This window comes from Chelativorans sp. YIM 93263 (assembly GCF_028767125.1).
GTDB lineage: Bacteria > Pseudomonadota > Alphaproteobacteria > Rhizobiales > Rhizobiaceae > Chelativorans.
On the sequence record NZ_JAKCWP010000002.1, the window covers coordinates 440423 to 462605 of the forward strand.

Here is a 22183-nt window from a genome sequence, read left to right on the forward strand (position 1 = left end):
ATAAGTGCGCAGCAGCGCTCTCTCTCCGAAGCCGACATTACCTATGGAGCGCCTGCGTTCAACAACGATCGCCCGCTCAACTGCGCTTGATGGAGCCTATCCGCATCACCTGTTGCACAAATGCCACGAATATAGCGGTCCCAGTAAGGACTCGTTAAGGAACACAGCGAAAAAACCGCCTCGCCTGTGTAGACAAGCACACTCTCCGACCCCTCCCAGCGCGAATCATTGCGCAACAGAGGCCATCACGATTCGGAAAATGACCGGCCGGACGGACCCACGATAAGGAAAATGCCGCGTGGCCGATTCGTCTCGCGCCCCACCGGTGCGGCTCAAGCCGACGCGAGCAGCGTCGCGTTACCGCCCGCCGCGGTCGTGTCGACGCAAACGGCGCGCTCGTGCACATACGCCGCCGGATAAAGCGTCTCCGTCACCAGAGGTACCATCGCCCCTTGGCGCGCGGCCAACGCCCGGCGAAGCGCCGTCAGCCAGCCGGACTCGCCCTGGGCCGCGACAAGATCCACGGCAAGGCTCGTCAGCGCTTCCGCCTCCACTCGCCCGTCCAACACGGCGAGCGGCAGTTCGCCTTTCAGGAGCGGCTGGAGGAGAGACATCGCCTCCCCACCCACGGCCAGAACGGCGTTCCCCGCGCTCAGCGCCTGGATAACCTGCGCGACCAGCACCTCCGGATCGGCCCCCAGGCAGAGGACGCGCCCGCGCGGGGTCAACTTGAGGCTGTTGGCCTCGCCTGTCGGTCCCGGCAGGTCGATGGGGCCGTAGTCCAGGCCCGCGGCGGCCGAAAGCACGTCCGACCAGCGCCCGCGTAAAATCTGCCGTAGGACCGACACGCGATCACCCCGCCCGGCCCATTCCTGCGAAAATTCGGGAAGGCGGTCGGCCAGTTCCCTCGTGCCAAGGATGGGACTGCCCGAGGGCATGGCGTCGCTCTTTTCCGGCGCGCTCCGGAACCGGCACAGGTAATGCGCCCCGCCCGCCTTGGGGCCCGTTCCCGAAAGCCCCTCGCCGCCGAAGGGCTGGGAGCCGACTACCGCGCCCACCTGGTTGCGGTTTACATAGAGATTGCCCGCATGCACACCGTCCACGATTTCCTGCACGCGAGCGTCGATCCGTGTGTGAAGTCCGAATGTGAGCCCATATCCTTTGGCGTTGATGTCGGCGATGATCTTTTCCATCTCCTCGACATCAAACGTCGCCACATGCAGCACGGGGCCGAAGACCTCCCTCTCTATCTCCTCAATTCCGGAAACCTTGAACGCATGCGGGGCGACAAAGCGGCCGCCCTCCGGCGCGTCGAGCTTGGCGATCAGCCGGCCCTTGCTTTCCATCTCGGCGCAATAGCCGGAAATATCGGCCCGCGCCTCATCGTCGATGACCGGCCCAACGTCGGTGGAGCGCTCCCACGGGTCGCCCATCGAAAGCGCCTTCATGGCGCCCGTCAGCATCTCGACCGTACGGTCCTCCACATCCTTCTGGATATAAAGCGCGCGCAACGCGGAACAGCGCTGCCCCGCGCTCTGGAACGCCGAGGCCAGAATGTCCCGCACTGCCTGTTCCGGCAGCGCCGTGGAATCGACGATCATGGCGTTGAGCCCGCCCGTCTCGGCGATCAGCATGGCATCCGGCGCCGCCGTCTCGGCCAGTTGCCGCTCGATGAGCCGGGCCGTATCCATCGAACCGGTGAAACACACGCCGGCGATCCGCGGGTCCCCCGTCAACGGCCCGCCCACGCTGGGCCCATCGCCGGGCAGGAGTTGCAGCACGTCTTGCGGAATCCCACCCTCATGCATGAGCGCGGCTGCCCGCGCGGCAATGAGGCAGGTCTGCTCGGCCGGCTTGGCCACCACCGTATTGCCGGTGACGAGCGCGGCCGCAATCTGCCCGGTAAAGATGGCGAGCGGGAAGTTCCACGGCGAAATGCAGACGATCACCCCGCGTGCGCGGGTGCCCGCTTCGACGTTCTGCGCCTCCATGGCGTAGTAGCGCAGGAAATCCACCGCTTCCCGCACCTCGGCCACGCCGTCGGCCAAAGATTTGCCCGCCTCCCGCGTGGCAAGGGCGAAAAGTTCGCTCGCATTGGCCTCGTAGAGATCGGCAATCCGCCGGAGAATCGCCGCGCGTTCCTTTACCGGCGTTGCCGCCCAGCCGGCCTGCGCGGCAAGCGCGAGCCCCACGGCCTCGCGGGCCTGGTCAGCGGAGGCATCCGTTACAGTGCCGACCACCTCGTCCAGCCGCGCTGGGTTCAGAACAGTACGCGCCTTGCCGGAACCGGGCGCGCGCGTGATCGGCCCTGCCTCCCATTGATGGGGCGGGCGGAAGCGGTTGCGCTCGGTGTCGACGATCTCCATCGCCTGCGGGTCGGTGATGTCCCACCCCTTGGCGTTCGGCCGGTCGGGCCCAAAAATATCGGACGGGGCGGCAATGGCGGGATTGGCCGCCTGATTGTTCGCCTCCACTGTGGCAAAGGGATCGCGCGCGATCTCCTCGGCACTCACATCCTCATCCACGATCTGGTGCACGAAGGAAGAATTGGCCCCGTTTTCCAGAAGCCGGCGGACGAGATAGGCCAGCAGGTCTTCATGCGCCCCCACGGGCGCATAGATGCGGCAACGCGTGCCCTCACGCCGGCGGACGGTCTCGTGCAACGCCTCGCCCATACCGTGCAGACGCTGGAACTCGAACGTGTCCTTGTCCTCCGCCATCGCCAGAATCGCGGCCATGGTGTGTGCGTTATGAGTGGCGAACTGCGGATAGACGCGATCGGTCATGGAAAGCAGCTTGCGCGCGCAGGCGATGTAGGAAACGTCGGTGTTCACCTTGCGGGTGAAGACGGGATAGCCCGAAAGCCCCAACACCTGGGCGCGTTTGATCTCCGTATCCCAATACGCGCCCTTGACCAGCCGCACCATGATCCGCCGGTCGAGTCTCGACGCGAGCGCGTGGAGCCAGTCGAGTACGAAGGGCGCGCGCTGCCCATACGCCTGCACGACCACACCGAAGCCATCCCAACCTGCGAGCGACGGCTCGGCAAGCACGCGCTCAATGATATCGAGCGAGATGTCCAGCCGGTCCGCCTCCTCAGCATCGATGTTCAGCCCCATGCCGGCTTCCCGCGCCGCCTGCGCCAGGATGAGCAGCCGCTCGGAGATTTGCGGCACCACCGCCTCGCGGTGCGTTGCCTCGTAGCGAGGGTGGAGCGCCGAAAGCTTCACCGAGATACCGGGATTCTCACGGATATCGCGGCTGTTGGCCTGCTCCTTCAGCGCGGCGATCGCTTGACGGTAAGCTTCGAAGTATCGCTTGGCATCGGCCTCGGTACGCGCCGCCTCGCCGAGCATGTCGTAGGAATAGGTATAGCCCTTGTCGGTATAGGGGCGGCCGCGCTTGACGGCTTCGCCGATGGTTCGGCCGAGCACGAACTGCTCGCCCATCTCCCGCATGGCCGCGCCCACTGCCGTACGAATCACCGGTTCGCCAAGCCGCCGCACCATGCGGCGCAAGGTGGATTCCACCCCTTCCCCGCGCTCGTCCAGCACCCGGCCCGTCAGCATCAAGGCCCAGGTAGAGGCGTTGACGAAAATCGAGGCGGAATCGCCCGAATGCGCAGACCAGTCGTGCGGCGTGATCTTGTCGCGGATGAGATCGTCCACCGTCTCCGCGTCCGGAACGCGCAGCAGTGCCTCTGCCAGACACATCAGCGCCACGCCCTCGCTCGTGGAAAGGCCGTATTCGGAAAGAAACGCCTCCATAAGATGAAGGTCGGACTTTTTGCGAACCGCGCGCACCAATTCGGCCGCATGCGCGGAAATCGCCTCGCGCCGCGCTTGGGAAAGGTCAGCCATGGAAACGAGACGCACAAGCGCCTTTCCCTCTTCGGTCAGGTAATTGTCGCGGATCTCCGCGCGCAGGGGCCCGGAATCGGGTATGGACATGGCTGGCCTCCGCTCTGACGTAACAGCAACAAGATGCTATTGACTACCATATAATATTCGTCTCCATCGGCCTAAAACAGCGAAATAACTGGTCGATTTGACTATTCTGCCTCGCGTCGAAATCCTGATTGGACTGGAAAAATCGAAATGTCAGCCCGTTTGGACCGCATCGACCGCGCCATCCTGGAAACGCTGTCTCGGGATGCGCGGCTTTCCACAACTGAGCTCGCCCGCCGTGTCGGCCTGTCGAAGACGCCCGTGCAGGCGCGCCTGCGCCGGCTCGAGGAGAAAGGCATCATTCGCGGCTATAGCGCGATCATCGACCGCGAGCGCACCGGAGAAGCCCATCTGGCTTTCGTGCAAGTGACATTGTCCGATACGCGCTCGGCAGCACTTCAGGCCTTCAACCGCGCCGCTCTCGAAGTCCCCGAGATCGAGCAGTGCCATATGATTGCGTCGGGTTTCGATTATCTTTTGAAGGTTCGCACGAAGGACATCTCGGCTTACCGCCGCGTGCTCGGCGAAAAAATCTCGACTCTTCCCCATGTCTCACACACCTCCACCTTCGTGGCGATGGAGTCGGTGAAGGATCGGTAATCGCGCTGGACGGACTCTCGGCCCACCCGTATAAAAAGTGCCCGCCGTTTCTTAGCGGAAACGGCGGGCAGCAGGAGAGAACGTAGGAGGCTTATCAGTCGCTGCTTAGGAGAGTGCGGCTGACCAGTTCAAAACGCTGATCGGGCCCCACCACATAGACCTCCCGATAGTGGTTGCCCCGATGATGCACGTTGTGGAACGTCACGGAGCCGACGGGTGTCTTCTCCAGTTGGACCTCGGACGGCCCACCATAGGTGATGCTGCCCGGGATGGGCTCAAGCGCCAAGGCCGGCGCGGCCAGAACCGAGAGGGCGGAAGCAAGGAAAATGATCTTACGCATGGTGTTTCTTTCCTATTCGAGTTGAGAGCGCGGCCTTCTCGAAACTCGTTCCGTTCCTGGCCCACGCTCGATGAGCATGAGATAGGAATGGACATATCTGTCCAAAACCGCGATAATTTCGAACAAACTTATCGAACGGATGGATGAGACATGCAGCCCAATCCGACCCTGGATCAGCTACAGGTGTTCCTGACCGTCGTGGAGAAGGGCAGCTTCTCGGCTGCCTCCCGCGCGCTCAATCGCACACAATCGGTTATCAGCTACACGATCACGAATCTCGAAGCCCAGCTGGGCCTGAAGCTCTTTAGCCGTTCCGGCACGAAGCGACCGCAACTTACGGAAGCGGGTAAATCCGTCCTTGAGGATACCCGCCGGATGCTTGGCGACCTCGACCTGATGCGAGCCCGCGTGCAGGCTTTGAACGATGGTCTCGAGGGGGAGCTTAATGTCGCCGTGGACGGCATGGTGCCGTGTGAAACCGTTATCGATACGCTGCGCGCGTTCCGAGGTCGTTATCCTGCCGTGTCCTTGAATGTGACGGTTGGCACGCTCGGGCACGTCATGGATGCCGTCATAAACGGCAAGGCCGTCATCGGTTTCGGCGGTGTGTTGCCAACGAAAAACGACCGGATCATTTTCGAACGGATCGGCCACTCGTCGGCTATGATTCCCGTCGCGGCTCCGGAGCACCCCCTGGGAATGCTGGACCGCCCATTGACCCTGGCCGATGTACGAGACAAGACGCAACTCGTCATACACGACGACTCAGGGCTTACGGAGGGAGAGGATTTCAACATTCTCTCCTTCAAGACCTGGCGGGTCAGCGACGGCGCGACCAAGTACATGTTTATCCGTGGCGGATTGGGTTGGGGTGGGCTTCCTGCCCCCCTCGTAGAGGAGGATGTGGCTCGTGGCCGCCTCGTCCATCTTCAGTTTCCCGCTTTTGACCAGGGTGGATACCCGGTCTACACAATACGCAATGGCGCAAATCCGCTTGGCCCCGCAGCGCGGTGGCTCGCATCCGAGTTTCACTCAAACCTTTCCGGCAAGGACGAAGGCCCAGAGCCTTCCGGGGAGGAGTTCGATGCCGCCGCCGTCGAGAGCGCGCACGATCCTGCCCGCATTACTATCGGGACACAGCCTCTTATCGTATCCGAACCTCGCGTCTGACACAGGATTCGCCCGTGCCTGAATTACCCACTGCGGCCGATGTCGCCGATGCAGCCCGTGTGATCTCCGGCGTGGCGCTTCGCACGCCGCTCCTGACCTCGCCCGAGCTCGATACCATCACCGGTGCCAGGGTGTTCCTGAAGGCGGAGACACTGCAGCGCGCCGGCGCCTTCAAATTTCGTGGTGCGTATAACCGTCTCTCACGCATCCCCGACGAGCGCAAAGCGGTCGGTGTGGTGGCATTGTCTTCCGGAAACCATGCGCTTGGCGTCGCCACGGCCGCCAGATTGCTCGGCATCCGCGCCACCAGCGTGATGCCGATGGACAGTCCCGCGACGAAACGGGAGCGTACGGCCGCAGCCGGTGCGGAGGTGGTGCTGTTCGATCGCGACAAAGACGACCGTGTGGCCGTGGCCAACGGGATCGCCGAGGAGCGTGGCGCTATTGTCGTCCCGCCATTCGAAGATTTCTTCATCATCGCTGGACAGGGAACCGTCGGCCGCGAAATCGTCGAAGACCTGAACGAGCTGAAACTCACGCCCGACGCGGTCCTCTTTCCCTGCGGGGGCGGCGGACTGCTCGCGGGAAGCGCCCTGGCGATCCACGACCAAGCACCGTCAACGGAGCTCTACTCCGTGGAACCGGAAGAATTCGACGATCACGCGCGATCGTTCATCGCGGGCGAACGACGAGCCAATCAGAAAGCCTCCGGTTCGATTTGCGACGGGCTGTTGGTTCAGATGCCGGGCGAACTTACCTTCCAGATAAACAAGCAGCATGTCACGGGAGGCCTGATCGTCTCGGAGGAAGAGGTAAAGCGGGCCGTTGCTTTCGCCTTCCGTGAACTGAAGCTGGTGGTGGAACCCTCCGGAGCGGCGGCTCTTGCTGCTTTGCTGAGCCAGCACATCGATGTGAGGGGGCAAACGGTCGCCATCGTTCTCACCGGCGGCAATGTCGATGCCGGCCTGTTTGCCAAACTCATATCCTGAAGGGCTACTCCTGAAGCAATGAACCTGGAAATCTTGTGACGAGCGAGAGAGGTGCCCCACCCAAGTTCACCTGGCTATAAAGCAAGATGAACTTGGGTGGGAGCGGCTGTGCAAAGCTGCGGCCTTGAAGAGCCAGGCGCAACACGAGCCTTTACCGTGAGCTTCCTGAGCGTGCCTAAATACGAAACACGAGGGCGGACTTCCGAGTAAATCGCGCACCTCGTCAATTCATCATGACCTTAAAGCCCCAGCCCGCCGATGCAGACGTACTTGGTATCGAGATAGTCCTCAATGCCCTGATGTCCGCCTTCCTTGCCGAGGCCGGATTCCTTCAGGCCGCCGAACGGGGCTTCGACGGTGGTGATAATGCCCTCGTTCACCCCGATGAGACCGTATCTCAGGCCCTCCATGACGCGGAACGTGCGCCCCAGGTCGCCGGTATAGAAGTAGCAGGCGAGGCCGAAAATCGTATCGTTGGCGAGAGCCACGCCTTCATCCTCTTCCTTGAAGCGGAATATGGGCGAAACGGGCCCGAAGATCTCCTCCTGCATGAAGCGCATGTCCGGCGAAGCATCCGAAATCACGGTGGGCTCGAAGAAGGTGCCGCCCAGCGCATGGCGATTACCGCCAGCGACCACCTTGGCACCCTTGCTTGTCGCGTCAGCGATCAGCTCCTCGACCTTCTCCACCGCACTTTGGTCGATCAGCGGCCCCTGTTGGGTGCCATCCTCCAGCCCGGAGCCGACTTTCAGTTCGTTGGTCGCTTGAATCAGTTTCTCAACAAACTGGTCGTAAACACCCTCCTGCACAAAGAATCTGTTCGTGCAAACGCAGGTCTGGCCGGAGTTGCGATACTTCGCGGCGACCGCTCCCTGCACGGCCCGGTCCACATCGGCATCGTCGAAAACCAGGAACGGCGCATTGCCGCCGAGCTCCATCGAGACCTTCTTGACCGTATCCGCCGACTTCTTGATGAGCATCTTGCCGATCTCAGTCGAGCCGGTGAAGGTGATCTTGCGCACCAACGGGTTCTCGCACAGCTCGTCGCCGATCTCCGAGGCCGAGCCGGTCACGATATTCACCACGCCTTTCGGGATACCTGCCTCCTCGGCCAGAACGCCCCAGGCAAGCCCGGAATAAGGCGTCTGCGTGGCCGGCTTGGCAACAGTCGTACAGCCCGCCGCCAGCGCCGGGCCGATCTTGCGCGCCAGCATGGAAGACGGGAAATTCCACGGCGTGATGGCGCCGATGACGCCGACCGGCTCCTTCGTCACCATAATGCGCCGGTCCGCCCAGGGCGACGGCACGAGATCGCCATAAGCGCGCCGGCCTTCCTCGGCGAACCACAGCACATAGGCCGCCGACATGCCGACCTCGCCCTTGGCTTCCGCCAGCGGCTTGCCCTGCTCCAGAACGAGCAGTTCGGCGAGCGCATCCTGATTGTCCATGATCGCGTCGTGAAGCTTTCGCAGGAGCACCGCGCGCTCGTTCGCGGATGTTTTCTTCCACGAATGAAAAGCCTTGTCTGCCGCCTCGATCGCCCGGCGTGTTTCGGTCCTGCCGCCCTTCGGTATGGTACCGATCGTCTGTCCCGCCGCCGGGTTCGTGACTTCGACCGTCGCGCCGGAGTCGGCTCCGACCCAGGCACCGTCGATGTAGTTTGCCTCGCGCAGAAACTGGCTTGTTTTCTGGAGCATTCTTTCCTCCTCGGCGCCGCGGATAAAGCGCCTTGTTCCGCATGAAAATCGAGTATCAGCCGAAAAGCGCTTCGCCGAATTCGCCTTGCGGGTATCAGCGGAGCCAACTTGCCTTGGAAACTAACGTCCGATCTAACGAATGCAAGTTTCCCGTTGTATATCCATCATCCGAACGCCCACTGGGCCACGACCAGCCAGAACGACGTCGTCACCACCGCCGAGGCGGTCGCGATGGTCATGGCGTTGGAGGCCAGCGCCTGGCCGGTGCGGAACTGCGAGGCGATGAGATAGGGATTGACGCCGGATGGCAGTGCCGCGGCCGCAACGGCCACCTTGGCAGTCAAGGGCGGCAAGCCGAACAGCTTTGCAAAAACGAGCGCCGCCGCCGGCATCAGAAAAAGCTTAAGCGCCGCGACAACGAGAGCCGGGCGCACGTTCCCGCTGATGCCGTAGCGGCGCAGGCTAAGCCCCATCGCAAACAGCGCGACCGGCCCGGCAACATCCGCCAGCGCATCGATCAGCCGTTCGAGCAGCGCCGGCATCGAGAGCCCCGTCACGCGCCACAAGAGCCCGGCCAGAATACCGATGACGAGCGGATTGGACAGGAGGGTGCGTGCAAAATCCCGCGTCATATCCAGCCATCCCGGCCGTTCGCCTGCCTTGCTGCCCAAAAGTGCGAACAGCAGAATTGACGCCGCGGTCATAACCGGCAAGTGGACGGACACGAGGAGCGAGAGGATTTCGAAGCCCTCCTGCCCGTAAACGCCCAGCATGAACGGTATCCCGATCAAAACCAGGTTCGAAAATCCGGCGGCCAGGCCTCCGACGACCCCGGCGCGACTGTCGCGTCCGAAAACGCGAACCGTTATGAGCTGGGACAGCCCCCATGTGACCACGATTGCCGAAAAATAGACCGCCCACAGCCCCAGCGGGAGGCTGCCGGCGAAATCGGCTTGTGACATGGTGCGAAAAAGAAGCAGCGGGACGGCGACGGATACGGCAAACTCGGTGAGCGCCGTATCGGTCTCCTGCTTCAACAGGCCGGACCAGCCGCTGAAGTAGCCGAGTGCGACAAGACCGAAAACGAATGCGACGGTGGCAGCAAGGGGCGACATCGCGGTCCGCTTTATGGCATGTAGCGGGTGCCGGCAAGTGAGATGCGGCAGGTTGTCCTCACGCAATATTATGTGATGCTGATTGTATGTGCGGGCACACCACCTCTATATGATTGGGAACAGCAAGGAAATTTTGATGCTTCGTGCCGCCGTTCTCATCTTCGTTCTCCTCGCTGCGCTTCCCGTGGCAGCCACGGAGGCCGGCTGGGCGCTCTTGCGCTATGGCGGCCAGGTTATCCTCATCAACCACGCGCATTCACCGGGCGGCAACGAGCCGGCGAATTTCGACATCGAGAACTGCGCCACCCAGCGCAACCTCTCCAGCGAGGGTGAACAGCAGGCACGGCGCATGGGCGCGCTCTTCTTTGCCCGTGCGGCGCCGGTTCAACAGGTATTGAGCAGCGGCTATTGCCGGGCGCGGGATACGGCCGATCTCGCCTTCGATACCGACGTGGAGATTTTCACGCCGCTGAATCCGCCTTCGCCCGATCCGGAGTTGCAGGACGCCCAACTTGAAGAGCTGCGCGAGCGCATCAACACGTATAGCGGCGCAGGAAATCTGATCATGATCACCCATACGCAAACCATAGAAGCCGTGGCCGGCGTGCGCCCGCGGGACGCCGAAGCTGTCATCCTGTCCCGCTCCGATGACGAGATCGGCGTTGCCGCGCGCATAAACTTCAACTGACTTTGCCGGGGGCAACCACCGTTCTGCCCTTTTCCTGCCTAGAAAAACCGATTAGACAGCCATCGTTTATCAAGGAACCGAATCCCGTTTCAGGGGAAACCTGCAGTGACAACAACATTCGACAAGGTTGCCGATATCATCGCCGAAACCAGCGAGATTGACCGCGACACGATTACGCCCGAAAGCCACACCATTGACGATCTCGGCATCGACAGCCTGGATTTCCTGGACATTGTCTTTGCCATCGATAAAGAGTTCGGCATCAAGGTGCCGCTCGAAAAATGGACACAGGAAGTCAACGACGGCAAAGTCGGGGCGGACGAATACTTCGTCATGAAGAATCTGTGCTCCAAGATCGATTCGCTGGTGGCCGAAAAGGCTTAGGAACGCCAGGGACAGCGTGCGAGGCGACATGAATCCGACAGATGTGGTCATCACCGGGATGGGCATCGTCTCCTCGCTCGGGCTCGGCCCCGACGCGCATTGGCAGGCGCTGACGAAAAAGACGCCTGTCCCGGTTCTCGACCGGGAGCGTTTTGCCCCCTACACGGTCCACCCCCTGCCCGAGATCGACTGGAGCGAGCAGATCCCGCGCCGCGGCGATCAGCGTCAGATGGGCACCTGGCAGCGCCTTGGCACCTATACGGCCGGGCTTGCGCTCGACGATGCCGGGATCAAGGCCGACGAGGCGCTCTGCGCTTCCATGGACATGGTCGTGGCGGCCGGCGGCGGCGAGCGGGACGTGGACGTCGACCAGGCCATTCTGGACGAATCGCTTTCGCGCAACGATCACGATGTCCTCATCAACGAGAAGCTGACCACGGAACTGCGCCCGACGCTGTTCCTCTCACAGCTTTCGAACCTCCTGGCCGGCAATATCTCCATCGTGCACAAGGTCACCGGCTCCTCGCGTACCTTCATGGGCGAGGAAGGCGCGGGTGTCTCGGCCATCGAGACCGCGGCCGCGCGCATCCGCTCAGGGCAGTCGAGCCATATTCTGGTCGGCGCGGCCTTTCAGACGGAGCATCCCGACATGCTCCTTTCCTATGAGTTGGCCGGCCATCTTCAGCGTGATGCGTGGTCGCCGGTCTGGCAGCGCGATGACGAAAAAGGTGGTGGCATCATAACAGGCTCGGGCGCGGCCTTTCTGGTGCTCGAATCGCGCGAGCACGCAGAGGAGCGCGGACGAGACGCCTATGCGGCGATCGGCACGGTCCTGTCGGGCCGCGCACGCCGCCAGGGACGCGCCTTTCAGGAGCATCTGGACGGAATGCTGGAGGCCTTCTCCGGCAATCGGGAACCGATTCTCGGCCTGTCGGGCGCCTCCGGCGCACACGCGGCAACGCAAGCCGAAAAAGCGGCTTTGGAAGGGCGGAAGATCGTCACGCGGGGCTTTTCCAGTCTGACCGGGCACCTCAAGGAAGCGCAGTTCCCGTTCGCCGTGGCGCTTGCCGCGCTTGCCGTTCATCACGAGGCGTCCTACCCGGCCTTCGACATGGAAAACGAAAAGGCCTTTGACGCCGCGCCCTCGGCGGCCCTTGCCACGACAATCGGCTATAATTGTTTCGAAGGCATGGGACTCGTCGTCAAGGCCTGAGCAGGAAGGAGCACGGCGTGAAAACGACCGACAGTTTCGCAAGACCGCTCGTGGCGGTGACCGGCATGGGCGTCGTCACGTCCCTCGGTCAGGGCAAGGAGGAAAACTGGGCCGCGCTGACCGATGGCAAGTCCGGCATTCACCGCATTACCCGCTTTCCCATCGATCATCTGGCGACCACCATCTCCGGCATGGTCGATTTCCTGCCCGAAAGCCGGCAGGGTGCGAGCGCCTTGACCCATGCGCTGGCCGATCTTGCCGCCGACGAGGCGATTGCCGAGGCCGACCTTGCGCGTGGCGATTTCGACGGCCCCCTTTTCCTTGCCTCCCCGCCCGTCGAACTCGATTGGCATAATCGCCTGCGTCTTTATGGCGAGTCGGATCGCTCGGAGGGCTGGCGCAGCTTGATCCAGCAAGCGCGCGAGACCAGAGAGAAAGCGCTTTTTGAGGAAAGCCAGTTCGCCTCCATAGCCGACCGGCTGGCGGAAAAATACGGCACACGCGGCCTGCCCGTCACGCTTTCCACCGCCTGCGCCTCCGGCGCCACGGCCATCCAGCTCGGTGTCGAGGCCATTCGCCGGGGCGAATGCGACCGGGCGCTGGCCATCGGTTCCGACGGCTCGGCGACCGCCGAGGCCCTCATCCGCTTTCTGCTGCTTTCGGCGCTTTCCACGCAGAACGACAATCCGGAAAAGGCCTCCAAGCCCTTCACCAAGGATCGCGACGGCTTTGTGCTCGCCGAAGGCTCTGCCGCGCTCGTCCTCGAATCGCTTGAAAGCGCCCTGGCCCGCGGCGCGGAGGTTCTGGGCATCGTGCGCGGTTGCGGGGAAAAGGCGGACGATTTCCACCGCACGCGCTCGAAGCCGGATGGATCGCCGGCCATCGCCGCGGTGGAAGCCGCGCTGTCCGATGCCGGGATGAATGCGGACGAGATCGACTATATCAACGCCCACGGCACCTCGACGCCGGAAAACGACAAGATGGAGCATATGTCGCTTTCCGCGGTTTTTGGCGAGCGGATGCCCACCCTGCCCATTTCTTCCAACAAGTCGATGATCGGCCACACGCTCTCCGCGGCCGGCGCGGTGGAGGCGGTTTTCTCACTGATGACCATGCGTGAAGGCGTAATCCCGCCCACGATCAACTACGACAATCCTGATCCCTCCATCGCGCTCGACGTCGTTCCCAACACCAAGCGAGAGGCGGAGGTCGCGACCGTGCTTTCGAACTCCTTCGGCTTTGGCGGCCAGAACACGTGTCTGGTGATGGCTCGGGAAGCAGGATGAAACGGGCGAATAGCAAAATAGCGGGTAGCGAATAGTGAGTTTTGCATCTGCAAGTTTGCCGTCCTCTCGGCTCTTTCCTATCCGCTACTTTCTACTCGCTATCCGCTTTTCCTCGAGGCATTGACCCATGCGCGCACTACAACTGGTCGCAGACCGCAATCTCGAAATTGCCGACATCTCACCACCGTCCGCCCCCGGCCAGGGCGAGGTGACGGTCCGCATCGCTGCCGTCGCGCTCAACCACATCGACGTGTGGGGTTGGCGCGGCATGGCGTTTGCAAAGCGCAAGTTGCCGCTCGTCATTGGTGCAGAAGCTTCCGGCATTGTTGACGCGGTCGGTCCAGGTGTGAGCGACCTGGTTCCCGGTCAGCTTGTCTCCATCTATGGCGCACGTACCTGCGGGCTCTGCCGCCCTTGCCGCGAGGGCCGCGACAATCTTTGTGAGCATGTCGGCGGCGTTCACGGCTTTCATCTCGACGGTTTTGCCCAGGAAAAGATCAATCTGCCGGCCCGCCTGCTCGTCCCTGCCCCGCCCGGAGCGGACGAGATTGCCGCTGCCGTCGCCCCCGTCACCTTTGGCACGGTCGAGCACATGCTGTTTGACAACGCGAAGCTGGAGCCGGGCGAGACGATCCTGGTTCACGCCGGCGGTTCCGGTATCGGCTCCGCTGCAATCCAGCTCGCCAAGCGCATGGGATGCACGGTTATCACCACCGTCGGCTCGGACGATAAGGCCGAAAAGGCATCGGCACTGGGGGCGGACCACGTCATCAATTACCGTGAAGACCGCTTCGAAGGCGTCGTGCGCAAGATCACCAAGAAGCGCGGCGTGGATGTGGTCTTCGAGCATGTCGGTGCCGACACTTGGGCGGGCTCCATGCTGTGCATGAAGCGCGGAGGCCGGCTCGTCACCTGCGGCTCCACCTCAGGTGTCTCGACGAACATGAACCTGATGCAGCTCTTCCAGCAGCAGTTGAAGATCTTCGGCTCCTTCGGCTGCCGCATGGAGAACATGGCCGACGCCATGCAGAAGATGGCCGCCGGAATCGTCACGCCTGTCATCGATACCGAAGTCGGCTTCGAGGATATCGACAAGGCGCTGGAGCGCATGGAAACCCGCGATGTCTTCGGCAAGATCGTCCTGCGGGTTGATTAGGAGACCATTTTGCGTCGGTGCTGGCCTCCTCTGCTGATATCGTTGTCTCCCGTAGCGAAGCGGGACGGCTCAGGCATGGATCCTCGAGTCAAGCCTGAGCAGTTTCACTTACAAGACGGCCGACGCCCACGCCCCCAGCCAAGCACCCTGCCCGGCGCGAAATGAAACGCCTGCTGCGAAAGCTCGGCCGCAATCTCAAGACGGCCGAACATTGGCTGACGGCGCAAGTAGCGCTCGCCATCCTCTCGCTCCTGCGGCGCCTGCCGCCCGACAAGGCACTAAGCTTCGCCGAACGCGCAGCGCGCAGAATTGGCCCGCTCGTCGGGCGCCATAAACTCGCGCTCGATAACCTGCGCAAAGCCTATCCCGAAAAGTCGGAAGACGAGATCGAAATCATCGCCTCCGACATGTGGGCAAACATGGCGCGGCTTTCAACGGAATATGTCTTTCTCGACAAGCTGTTCGACTACGACCCTGAACAAGCCGAACCGGGACGCGTGGAGGTCTCCGGCGCCGAGATCTTCAAGCGCATTCGCAATGAGGACAAGCCCCATATCTTCTTTACCGCTCACCTCGGGAATTTCGAGTTCCTGCCGATCGCCGCGGCAACCTTCGACCTCGACGTCACCGCACTCTTCCGCCCGCCCAACAACCCTTTCATCGCCGACTACATTGAACGCACGCGCCGGGCATCCATGGGCCGTCTCCTCGCCTCACGTGCGGGCGCCGCGTTACAGCTCGCTCGCATTCTGGAGGACGGCGGCAATGTCGGCGCGCTGGTGGATCAGAAATTCCTAGGGGGCGTACGCACGTACTTTTTCGGCCGCGAATGCAACACGAGCCCGCTCGTGCCGAAGCTCGCCCGTCAGTATGAATGCGACGTATACCCGGCCCGCTGCATCCGCCTGCCCGGCGGCCGCTTCCGGCTGGAAGTCAGCGAAAAGCTCGACCTGCCGCGCGATTCGAACGGTGCCGTCGACGTTACCCGCATGACTCAACTCCTGAACGATACCGTGGAAGAGTGGGTTCGCGCCGATCCCGGCCAGTGGATGTGGTTCCACAAGCGTTGGGAGATCAGATAGCGTCTGGACCAATATTCTTGTGGCATTGCAACCCTCCCTTGCTTGCAAAAAATTGAAACAGAGTCTTGATTGCCCGAATGAACCAGCAGCTTGCCAAAGCGGTCGCCGACCGTGCCGATGAAATCGTCAACCTTACGGTCGACCTGATCCGTTTTCCCACAGTCAATCCGCCCGGCGAAGCCTATACGCCATGTGCGGAATACATTGCGCGCGACCTTGCCCGCCGTGGCTTCGAAACCCGGCTCATTCGCGGCGAAGGGGCTCCGGGCGACAATGATCGATATCCGCGCACCAATGTCGTCGCCCGCCGCGAGGGCAACCGCCCCGGCCCGACTGTTCACTTCAATTCTCATATTGACGTGGTAGAGGCCGGTGAAGGTTGGACGGTCGATCCATTCGCCGGCACCGTACGCGACGGAAAGGTCTTTGGTCGCGGCGCCTGTGATATGAAGGGCGGTCTCGCGGCTTCTGTCATCGCCGTAGATGCATTCCTCGCCATTTTTCCCGATTTTCCCGGTGCGATCGAAATCTCCGGCACGGTGGACGAGGAGTCTGGCGGCTTTGGCGGCGTCGCCCATCTCGCGAAGCAGGGCTTCTTTTCCCGGCCGCGCGTCGATCACGTCATCATTCCCGAGCCGCTCAACAAGGACCGCATCTGCCTTGGCCATCGCGGCGTCTGGTGGGCGGAGATCCAGACCCACGGCGCCATTGCCCATGGCTCCATGCCTTTCCTCGGCGATTCGGCCATCCGGCACATGGGCGCGGTCCTCGAGGCATTCGAGCAGGAGCTTTTCCCGGCGCTCGACCGCAAGCAGACCTCCATGCCCGTCGTGCCGGAAGGCGCCCGGCGCTCGACCATGAACATCAATTCCATCCATGGCGGCCAGACGGAGGACCACTTCCCCGGCCTGCCCTCGCCCAACGTGGCGGACTCCTGCCGGATGGTCATCGACCGGCGCTTTCTGATCGAGGAAGACATTGCCGAGGTGAAGAGCGAAGTGACGGCGATCCTCGACCGCCTGAAACGCGAGCGCTCGCGCTTCGACTACCACATGCGCGATCTCATGGAGGTCCTGCCGACCATGACCGAGCAGGATGCTCCCGTGCCACAAGCGTTGGCCGCCGCCATTCGGGACGTCTTCGGCAAGGAGCCTGAATACGTGATTTCGCCCGGTACTTATGACCAGAAGCACGTCGCACGGCTCGGCCATCTGCATGATTGCGTGGCCTATGGCCCCGGTGTGCTCGATCTCGCTCACCAGCCGGACGAATGGGTCGGCATCGACGATATGATCCAGTCCGCCACGGTTATGGCCATGGGGCTGAACGCGCTGCTTCGGGGTGTGAACGCTTGAAAGCGCTCCGGGGGACGTTTACTCACACATCAAACCGCGCTTCAATCAGCGCCAGAAAAGAGCGCACCGTCGCGCGAACAAGAAACGGGGAGACATGGCATGAAAACTTTAGCAACGATGCTCGGCGCTGCGGCGATGGTGCTGACGTCAGGGTCTGCGGCTTTGAGCGCGCGCACCGATCTGGTGGTCGGCGTCGTACTGGAGCCCCCTCACCTCGATCCCACCGCAGGCGCAGCCGCAGCAATCGATGAGATCGTCTATGCCAACATCTTCGAGGGACTGACGCGCATCGGGCCGAACGGCAATGTGCAGCCCGCCCTGGCCGAAAGCTGGGAAGTTTCCGACGACGGCACGGTCTACACCTTCCACCTGCGCGAGGGCGTTACCTTCCACGACGGCACCACCTTCGATGCCGAGGACGTGAAGTTCTCGCTCGAACGCGCCATGGCGGAGGATTCCACCAACGCCCAGCAGCAGCTCTTTTCCGCCATCGAAACCGTTGAGGTCATCGACCCCGCCACGGTCGAGGTCACTCTTGAAAATCCCCAGGGCTCTTTCCTGTACAACATGGGCTGGGGCGACGCGGTGATCGTCGCGCCGGAATCGGCAGAGAACAACAGGGAGAACCCCGTCGGCACCGGCCCTTTCACGTTCGAGAACTGGGCCAAAGGTTCTTCCGTGACCATCGTGAAAAACCCCGACTACTGGGGTGAGCCGGTTGCGCTTGACGAGGCCGAGTTCCGCTTCATTCCGGATGCGGCGGCTTCGGTCACAGCGCTTCTGTCCGGCGATGTTCAGGCTTTCCCGAATCTGCAGGCCAGCGATTCCCTGCCGCAGATCGAAGCCGATCCGCGCTTCGAGGTCGTCATCGGCGCCACAGAAGGCGAGACGATCCTTGCCATGAACAACGGCAAGGAGCCGTTCGACAACCTTCAGGTCCGCCAGGCCATCTCTCATGCGCTGAACCGCGACGAGATCATCCTCGGCGCGACGTCGGGTAACGGCGTTCCGATCGGCTCCCACTTCTCTCCCGCGAGCGAGGCCTACGTCGATCTGACGGACACTTATCCGCACGATATAGAAAAGGCGAAGGAGATTCTTGCCGAAGCCGGCTATCCCGAGGGCTTCGAGGCCACATTGAAGTTGCCCCCGCCCACCTATGCGCGCCAGGGCGGCGAGATCGTTGCCTCGCAGCTGCGCGAGATCGGGATAGAGTTCGAGATCATCCCGATGGAGTGGGCGCAGTGGCTAGAACAGGTCTTCACCAACAGGGACTACGACCTGACGATCATTTCCCATACCGAGCCCAACGACATCGAGATCTATGCGCGGGATGACTACTATTTCGATTATGACAATCCCGAGTTCGATGCCGTGATGGAGGAGCTCGAGGCAACCACGGATCCCCAAGAGCGCAACGAGCTTTATGGCCGCGCCCAGCGCATCATCGCCGAGGATGCGGTCAATGGCTTTCTCTTCCAGCTCCCCAAAACGGGCGTGTGGGACGTGAACCTCGAAGGCATGTGGGAGAACATGCCCATCCAGGCCAATGATCTGACGCAAGTCCGCTGGACGGACTGAAGTCTTTGAGGGAAGTCGGCAAAGTTTGCGCTCTGCCTTGCCCCTCTCTGTCCTGCCGGACAAAGGGGGGCGCAAAGGGGCGCAGACATTGCCTGCTGCTTCGGGACCACCCCGCATGACAACCTTCCTCCTCAAGCGCCTGGCAATCGGGCTTGTCACTCTGCTGGTCGCCTCCATCGTCGTGTTCGGCGTTCTGGAGGTGCTGCCGGGCGATCCCGCGCGCATCATGTTGGGCATGAACGCGAGCCCCGAGGCGCTGCAATCGCTTCGTGCTCTGATGGGCCTCGACCAACCGCTCGTCACCCGCTACCTGAATTGGCTGGGTGGCATGGCCGTCGGCGATTTCGGCGCCTCAATCACCTATTCCTCTCCCGTGATCGATCTCATCGGTGAGCGACTTGCGGTCTCCCTTCCGCTCGCCATGATCGCGCTTCTCCTGTCCACGTTGATCGCCATTCCTGTCGGCGTTTTCGCCGCGTCCCGGCGCGGCGGCGTCGCCGATACGATCACCATGGGCACCGCCCAGGTCGGCGTGGCGATCCCCAATTTCTGGTTTGCCCTGCTCCTCGTCTACGTCTTCGCCGTCGGCCTGCAACTGGTTCCCGCTGGTGGCTTTCCCAGCTGGAATGAACCATGGGCAGCCATGAAGGCACTGATCCTCCCGGCTGTCTCCCTGGCTCTGCCGCAGGCGGCAATCCTCGCCCGCGTTACGCGCTCGGCCATGGTGGAGGTCATGGGCGAGGACTATATCCGCACCGCCCGCGCCAAGGGCCTGCCGCGCAAGCGGGTCCTCTGGCGTCATGCGCTGCGTAACGCGCTCATTCCGGTTCTCACGATCCTCGGCCTGCAATTCGCGTTTCTGCTGGCCGGCACGATCATCATCGAGAACGTCTTCTACCTTCCCGGTCTCGGCCGCCTCATCTTCCAGGCGATCAGCCAGCGTGACCTGATCGTGGTCGAAGGCGTCGTCATGCTGCTGGTGGCGAGCGTCGTCCTGATCAATCTTGTCGTCGACATCTGCTACGCGGTTGTCGACCCGCGCCTGAGGGTCCGCCGATGAGCGCCGAGTCCGCATTCGCCCCGCCGCCGGAGCGCCATTTTCTTATGAAGGCGCTCACCAATCGCTCGTTCCTGATCGGCCTCATCATCACGGCCTTCATCGCCCTGATGGCGCTCACCTCCTTCTTCTGGACGCCTTACGACATCACACGCCTGCAGGTGTCCGACCGCATGCAGGGCCTCTCGCTCGCACATCCCTTCGGCACCGATCACATGGGCCGCGATATCCTCTCCATGATCATGATCGGCGCACGCAACTCCATCGCGGTCGCCATCGTCGCCGTCGGTATCGGCATGGGTGTCGGCGTGCCGCTCGGTACTTGGGCCGCCGCCCGCGGCGGCTGGGTGGACGAGATGCTGATGCGGGTAAACGACGTCGTCTTCGCCTTTCCTGCCCTGCTTTCGGCCGTGATGATCACCGCCATCTTCGGCCCCGGCGCCGTCAACGCGATCATAGCCATCGGCATCTTCAACGTACCGGTCTTCGCCCGTGTCGCGCGCGCCGGCGCGCTGGCCCTGTGGCCCCGCGAGTTCATCCTGGCGGCACGCGCTTCCGGCAAGGGCAAGACGCTTATCACTATCGAGCACATCCTGCCCAACATCACCAATCTGCTGCTCGTTCAAGGCACGATCCAGTTCGCACTGGGCATTCTGGCCGAAGCAGGCCTTTCCTATCTGGGACTCGGCGCGCAGCCGCCTATGCCCTCCTGGGGCCGCATGCTTTTCGACGCGCAGACGCGCATCGCCGTCGCGCCGCATCTGGCGCTATTCCCCGGTCTTGCCATCGTCATCACCGTGCTTGGCCTCAATCTCCTGGGCGACGGCTTGCGAGACATCCTCGATCCGAAACTGAGGCGCGAGCGATGAGCCTGCTGGAAATCGAAAAGCTGTCGCTCTCCATCCACGGAGCGCCGATCCTCAGGGAGGTCGATATCTCCGTCGCCTCCGGCGAGGTGATGGGTCTCGTCGGCGAATCCGGCTCCGGCAAGTCGATGACGGCGCTGACATTGATGCAGCTCCTGCCCCAGGGAGCACGCGCGAGCGGCCGCGTTACCTTCGACGGGATCGACATTCTTTCCGCGCCGGAATCCGCCATGTGCCGGCTGCGTGGCGACGATATCGGGATGGTTTTCCAAGAACCAATGACCGCTCTCAATCCGGTCAAGACCATCGGCGAGCAGGTGGCCGAAGGTATCCGCTGGCACACCGGAGCGAACCGCGCCGATGCGGAAGCGCGCGCCCGCGCTATGCTCGAACGCGTCGGGCTGCCTGAAAAGCAGTTTCCGCTCACCCGTTATCCGCACGAACTTTCCGGCGGTCAGCGCCAGCGCGTCGTCATTGCCATCGCCTGTGCGCTGAAGCCGAAGCTGCTCATTGCCGACGAACCCACCACCGCCCTCGACGTCGTGCTCCAGGCGCAGATTCTCGATCTCCTGCGCGACCTGGTGGACGAGAACCGCATGAGCCTGCTGCTCATCTCGCATGATCTCGCCGTCGTAACGGACATGTCCGACCGCATCACCATCATGCGGCACGGCGAAGTGATGGAGGAAGGCGAGACCGCCCGCACGCTGACCGAACAGCGCCACCCTTACACGCGGCAGTTGGCGGAAGCCTCCACCCACGTGCCCGCGCGCGCCAAAACCCCGGTGCAGAAGGGGACGACGGAGCCGCTCCTTTCCGTGCAGAACGTCACGCGCGACTATCCCGTGCGCCGGGAATCCCTTTTCAGGCCGGCAAAGCCGTTCCGCGCGGTGAACAATGTCTCGTTTTCGCTGGATGCCGGCCAGACGACGGCACTTGTCGGCCGCTCCGGCTGCGGCAAATCCACCCTCGCCCGCATGATTCTTGCGCTCGACCGCCCGACGAGCGGCGCCATCGCCTTCTTGGGCGAGGACATCAGCGCCAAAAGCGAAGCCGCCCTTCGCCCGGCCCGCCGCAATATGCAGGTGGTCTTTCAGGATCCATATGGCTCCTTCGACCCGCGCCACAAGGTGGAGCGTCTCGTGGCGGAGCCCCTTCACCTGCTCGATGAGAAGCCGGGTCAGGCGCGCAGGCGCGAATTGGTGGCCGAGGCACTGGAACAGGTGGGGCTTCAGACCTCCGACCTCGACAAGTATCCGCACGAATTCTCCGGCGGACAGCGCCAGCGGATTTCCATCGCCCGCGCCATCATCACCAAGCCGAAACTAGTCGTCGCCGACGAGCCCGTCTCCGCCCTCGATGTGTCGATCCGCGCACAGATCCTTGATCTTTTCGCAGATCTCAACGAGCGGTTGGGCGTGGCCTATCTCTTCATCACGCATGACCTGACGGTCGCACGCGCGATCACCGACACAGTCATGGTCATGCATGATGGCGAGATCGTTGAGCACGGCATAACAAACGATGTTCTCAATCGCCCAGCAACGGAGCCGGCCAAGGCCCTTGTCGCCGCCGCCCCCGATCTGCAACGGGCATTGGAACGGCGGTTGGAGAAGGTCGAGAGAGCTTAGGGCACGCAGCTGTAAAGCTAAAACAC

Annotated in this window: 18 protein-coding genes; 14 read left to right on the forward strand and 4 right to left on the reverse strand. The window is 62.5% G+C overall.

Annotated elements, in window-relative coordinates; genetic code table 11:
- Window positions 1-332 precede the first annotated feature (332 nt).
- Window positions 333-3950 carry a bifunctional proline dehydrogenase/L-glutamate gamma-semialdehyde dehydrogenase PutA gene (putA, locus tag LY631_RS06300; RefSeq protein WP_274424276.1) on the reverse strand — a complete coding sequence of 1206 codons (3618 nt, stop codon included), beginning with the start codon at window positions 3948-3950 and terminating at the stop codon, window positions 333-335.
- Window positions 3951-4097: 147 nt separating this feature from the next.
- On the opposite strand from putA, the gene LY631_RS06305 reads away from it, so the two are divergent.
- On the forward strand, window positions 4098-4547 hold the full coding sequence (locus LY631_RS06305) for an Lrp/AsnC family transcriptional regulator (RefSeq protein ID WP_274424278.1): 450 nt from the start codon (window positions 4098-4100) through the stop codon (window positions 4545-4547).
- Between the two features lie 94 nt (window positions 4548-4641).
- Here LY631_RS06305 and LY631_RS06310 read toward each other — a convergent pair whose 3' ends face one another.
- Window positions 4642-4887, reverse strand: a complete 246-nt coding sequence (locus LY631_RS06310; RefSeq protein ID WP_274424279.1) for a hypothetical protein — start codon at window positions 4885-4887, stop codon at window positions 4642-4644.
- Window positions 4888-5037: 150 nt separating this feature from the next.
- Between LY631_RS06310 and LY631_RS06315 the strand changes: the two genes are divergently transcribed.
- The gene (locus LY631_RS06315) at window positions 5038-6057 is read left to right on the forward strand and encodes a LysR family transcriptional regulator (RefSeq protein ID WP_274424281.1); all 1020 of its coding nucleotides are present in this window, start codon (window positions 5038-5040) and stop codon (window positions 6055-6057) included.
- Between the two features lie 14 nt (window positions 6058-6071).
- The gene (locus tag LY631_RS06320) at window positions 6072-7046 is read left to right on the forward strand and encodes a threonine ammonia-lyase (protein WP_274424282.1); all 975 of its coding nucleotides are present in this window, start codon (window positions 6072-6074) and stop codon (window positions 7044-7046) included.
- 239 nt (window positions 7047-7285) lie between these two features.
- Here LY631_RS06320 and LY631_RS06325 read toward each other — a convergent pair whose 3' ends face one another.
- A complete protein-coding gene (locus LY631_RS06325) occupies window positions 7286-8743 on the reverse strand; it encodes an NAD-dependent succinate-semialdehyde dehydrogenase (protein WP_274424283.1) in 1458 nt (485 codons plus the stop codon).
- Between the two features lie 164 nt (window positions 8744-8907).
- Window positions 8908-9858, reverse strand: coding sequence for an AEC family transporter (locus LY631_RS06330; protein ID WP_274424284.1), 951 nt, complete (start codon window positions 9856-9858; stop codon window positions 8908-8910).
- A 136-nt stretch (window positions 9859-9994) separates the two neighbouring features.
- Here LY631_RS06330 and LY631_RS06335 point away from each other — a divergent pair, with 136 nt between their 5' ends.
- The 11 genes from LY631_RS06335 to LY631_RS06385 all read left to right on the forward strand — a co-directional run bounded on the left by LY631_RS06335 (window position 9995) and on the right by LY631_RS06385 (window position 22157).
- On the forward strand, window positions 9995-10546 hold the full coding sequence (locus LY631_RS06335; protein WP_274424285.1) for a histidine phosphatase family protein: 552 nt from the start codon (window positions 9995-9997) through the stop codon (window positions 10544-10546).
- A gap of 105 nt (window positions 10547-10651) precedes the next feature.
- Window positions 10652-10930, forward strand: a complete 279-nt coding sequence (locus LY631_RS06340) for an acyl carrier protein (RefSeq protein WP_274424286.1) — start codon at window positions 10652-10654, stop codon at window positions 10928-10930.
- Window positions 10931-10958: 28 nt separating this feature from the next.
- On the forward strand, window positions 10959-12143 hold the full coding sequence (locus tag LY631_RS06345) for a beta-ketoacyl-ACP synthase (protein ID WP_274424288.1): 1185 nt from the start codon (window positions 10959-10961) through the stop codon (window positions 12141-12143).
- Between the two features lie 65 nt (window positions 12144-12208).
- Window positions 12209-13429 carry a beta-ketoacyl-ACP synthase gene (locus tag LY631_RS06350; protein WP_445082854.1) on the forward strand — a complete coding sequence of 407 codons (1221 nt, stop codon included), beginning with the start codon at window positions 12209-12211 and terminating at the stop codon, window positions 13427-13429.
- A 127-nt stretch (window positions 13430-13556) separates the two neighbouring features.
- On the forward strand, window positions 13557-14585 hold the full coding sequence (locus tag LY631_RS06355; RefSeq protein ID WP_274424290.1) for a zinc-binding dehydrogenase: 1029 nt from the start codon (window positions 13557-13559) through the stop codon (window positions 14583-14585).
- Window positions 14586-14746: 161 nt separating this feature from the next.
- The gene (locus tag LY631_RS06360) at window positions 14747-15667 is read left to right on the forward strand and encodes a lipid A biosynthesis lauroyl acyltransferase (RefSeq protein WP_274424291.1); all 921 of its coding nucleotides are present in this window, start codon (window positions 14747-14749) and stop codon (window positions 15665-15667) included.
- A 77-nt stretch (window positions 15668-15744) separates the two neighbouring features.
- Window positions 15745-17022, forward strand: coding sequence for an acetylornithine deacetylase/succinyl-diaminopimelate desuccinylase family protein (locus tag LY631_RS06365; protein WP_274424292.1), 1278 nt, complete (start codon window positions 15745-15747; stop codon window positions 17020-17022).
- A gap of 99 nt (window positions 17023-17121) precedes the next feature.
- Window positions 17122-18603 carry an ABC transporter substrate-binding protein gene (locus tag LY631_RS06370; protein ID WP_274424294.1) on the forward strand — a complete coding sequence of 494 codons (1482 nt, stop codon included), beginning with the start codon at window positions 17122-17124 and terminating at the stop codon, window positions 18601-18603.
- Between the two features lie 115 nt (window positions 18604-18718).
- Complete coding sequence (locus LY631_RS06375; protein WP_274424295.1) at window positions 18719-19663, forward strand: ABC transporter permease; 945 nt, start codon at window positions 18719-18721, stop codon at window positions 19661-19663.
- Window positions 19660-20529, forward strand: coding sequence for an ABC transporter permease (locus LY631_RS06380; RefSeq protein WP_274424296.1), 870 nt, complete (start codon window positions 19660-19662; stop codon window positions 20527-20529). Before LY631_RS06375 ends, LY631_RS06380 begins: the two co-directional genes overlap by 4 nt.
- The gene (locus LY631_RS06385) at window positions 20526-22157 is read left to right on the forward strand and encodes an ABC transporter ATP-binding protein (protein WP_274424297.1); all 1632 of its coding nucleotides are present in this window, start codon (window positions 20526-20528) and stop codon (window positions 22155-22157) included. The genes LY631_RS06380 and LY631_RS06385 overlap by 4 nt, the downstream gene beginning before the upstream one ends.
- Window positions 22158-22183 lie beyond the last annotated feature (26 nt).

Coding starts and splice junctions, on each gene's coding strand:
- putA (WP_274424276.1), bottom strand. CDS start 3,950: ATGTCCATACCCGATTCCGGGCCCCTGCGCGCGGAGATCCGCGACAAT.
- LY631_RS06305 (WP_274424278.1), top strand. CDS start 4,098: ATGTCAGCCCGTTTGGACCGCATCGACCGCGCCATCCTGGAAACGCTG.
- LY631_RS06310 (WP_274424279.1), bottom strand. CDS start 4,887: ATGCGTAAGATCATTTTCCTTGCTTCCGCCCTCTCGGTTCTGGCCGCG.
- LY631_RS06315 (WP_274424281.1), top strand. CDS start 5,038: ATGCAGCCCAATCCGACCCTGGATCAGCTACAGGTGTTCCTGACCGTC.
- LY631_RS06325 (WP_274424283.1), bottom strand. CDS start 8,743: ATGCTCCAGAAAACAAGCCAGTTTCTGCGCGAGGCAAACTACATCGAC.
- LY631_RS06330 (WP_274424284.1), bottom strand. CDS start 9,858: ATGTCGCCCCTTGCTGCCACCGTCGCATTCGTTTTCGGTCTTGTCGCA.
- LY631_RS06335 (WP_274424285.1), top strand. CDS start 9,995: ATGCTTCGTGCCGCCGTTCTCATCTTCGTTCTCCTCGCTGCGCTTCCC.
- LY631_RS06345 (WP_274424288.1), top strand. CDS start 10,959: ATGAATCCGACAGATGTGGTCATCACCGGGATGGGCATCGTCTCCTCG.
- LY631_RS06350 (WP_445082854.1), top strand. CDS start 12,209: ATGGGCGTCGTCACGTCCCTCGGTCAGGGCAAGGAGGAAAACTGGGCC.
- LY631_RS06355 (WP_274424290.1), top strand. CDS start 13,557: ATGCGCGCACTACAACTGGTCGCAGACCGCAATCTCGAAATTGCCGAC.
- LY631_RS06360 (WP_274424291.1), top strand. CDS start 14,747: ATGAAACGCCTGCTGCGAAAGCTCGGCCGCAATCTCAAGACGGCCGAA.
- LY631_RS06365 (WP_274424292.1), top strand. CDS start 15,745: ATGAACCAGCAGCTTGCCAAAGCGGTCGCCGACCGTGCCGATGAAATC.
- LY631_RS06370 (WP_274424294.1), top strand. CDS start 17,122: ATGAAAACTTTAGCAACGATGCTCGGCGCTGCGGCGATGGTGCTGACG.
- LY631_RS06375 (WP_274424295.1), top strand. CDS start 18,719: ATGACAACCTTCCTCCTCAAGCGCCTGGCAATCGGGCTTGTCACTCTG.
- LY631_RS06380 (WP_274424296.1), top strand. CDS start 19,660: ATGAGCGCCGAGTCCGCATTCGCCCCGCCGCCGGAGCGCCATTTTCTT.
- LY631_RS06385 (WP_274424297.1), top strand. CDS start 20,526: ATGAGCCTGCTGGAAATCGAAAAGCTGTCGCTCTCCATCCACGGAGCG.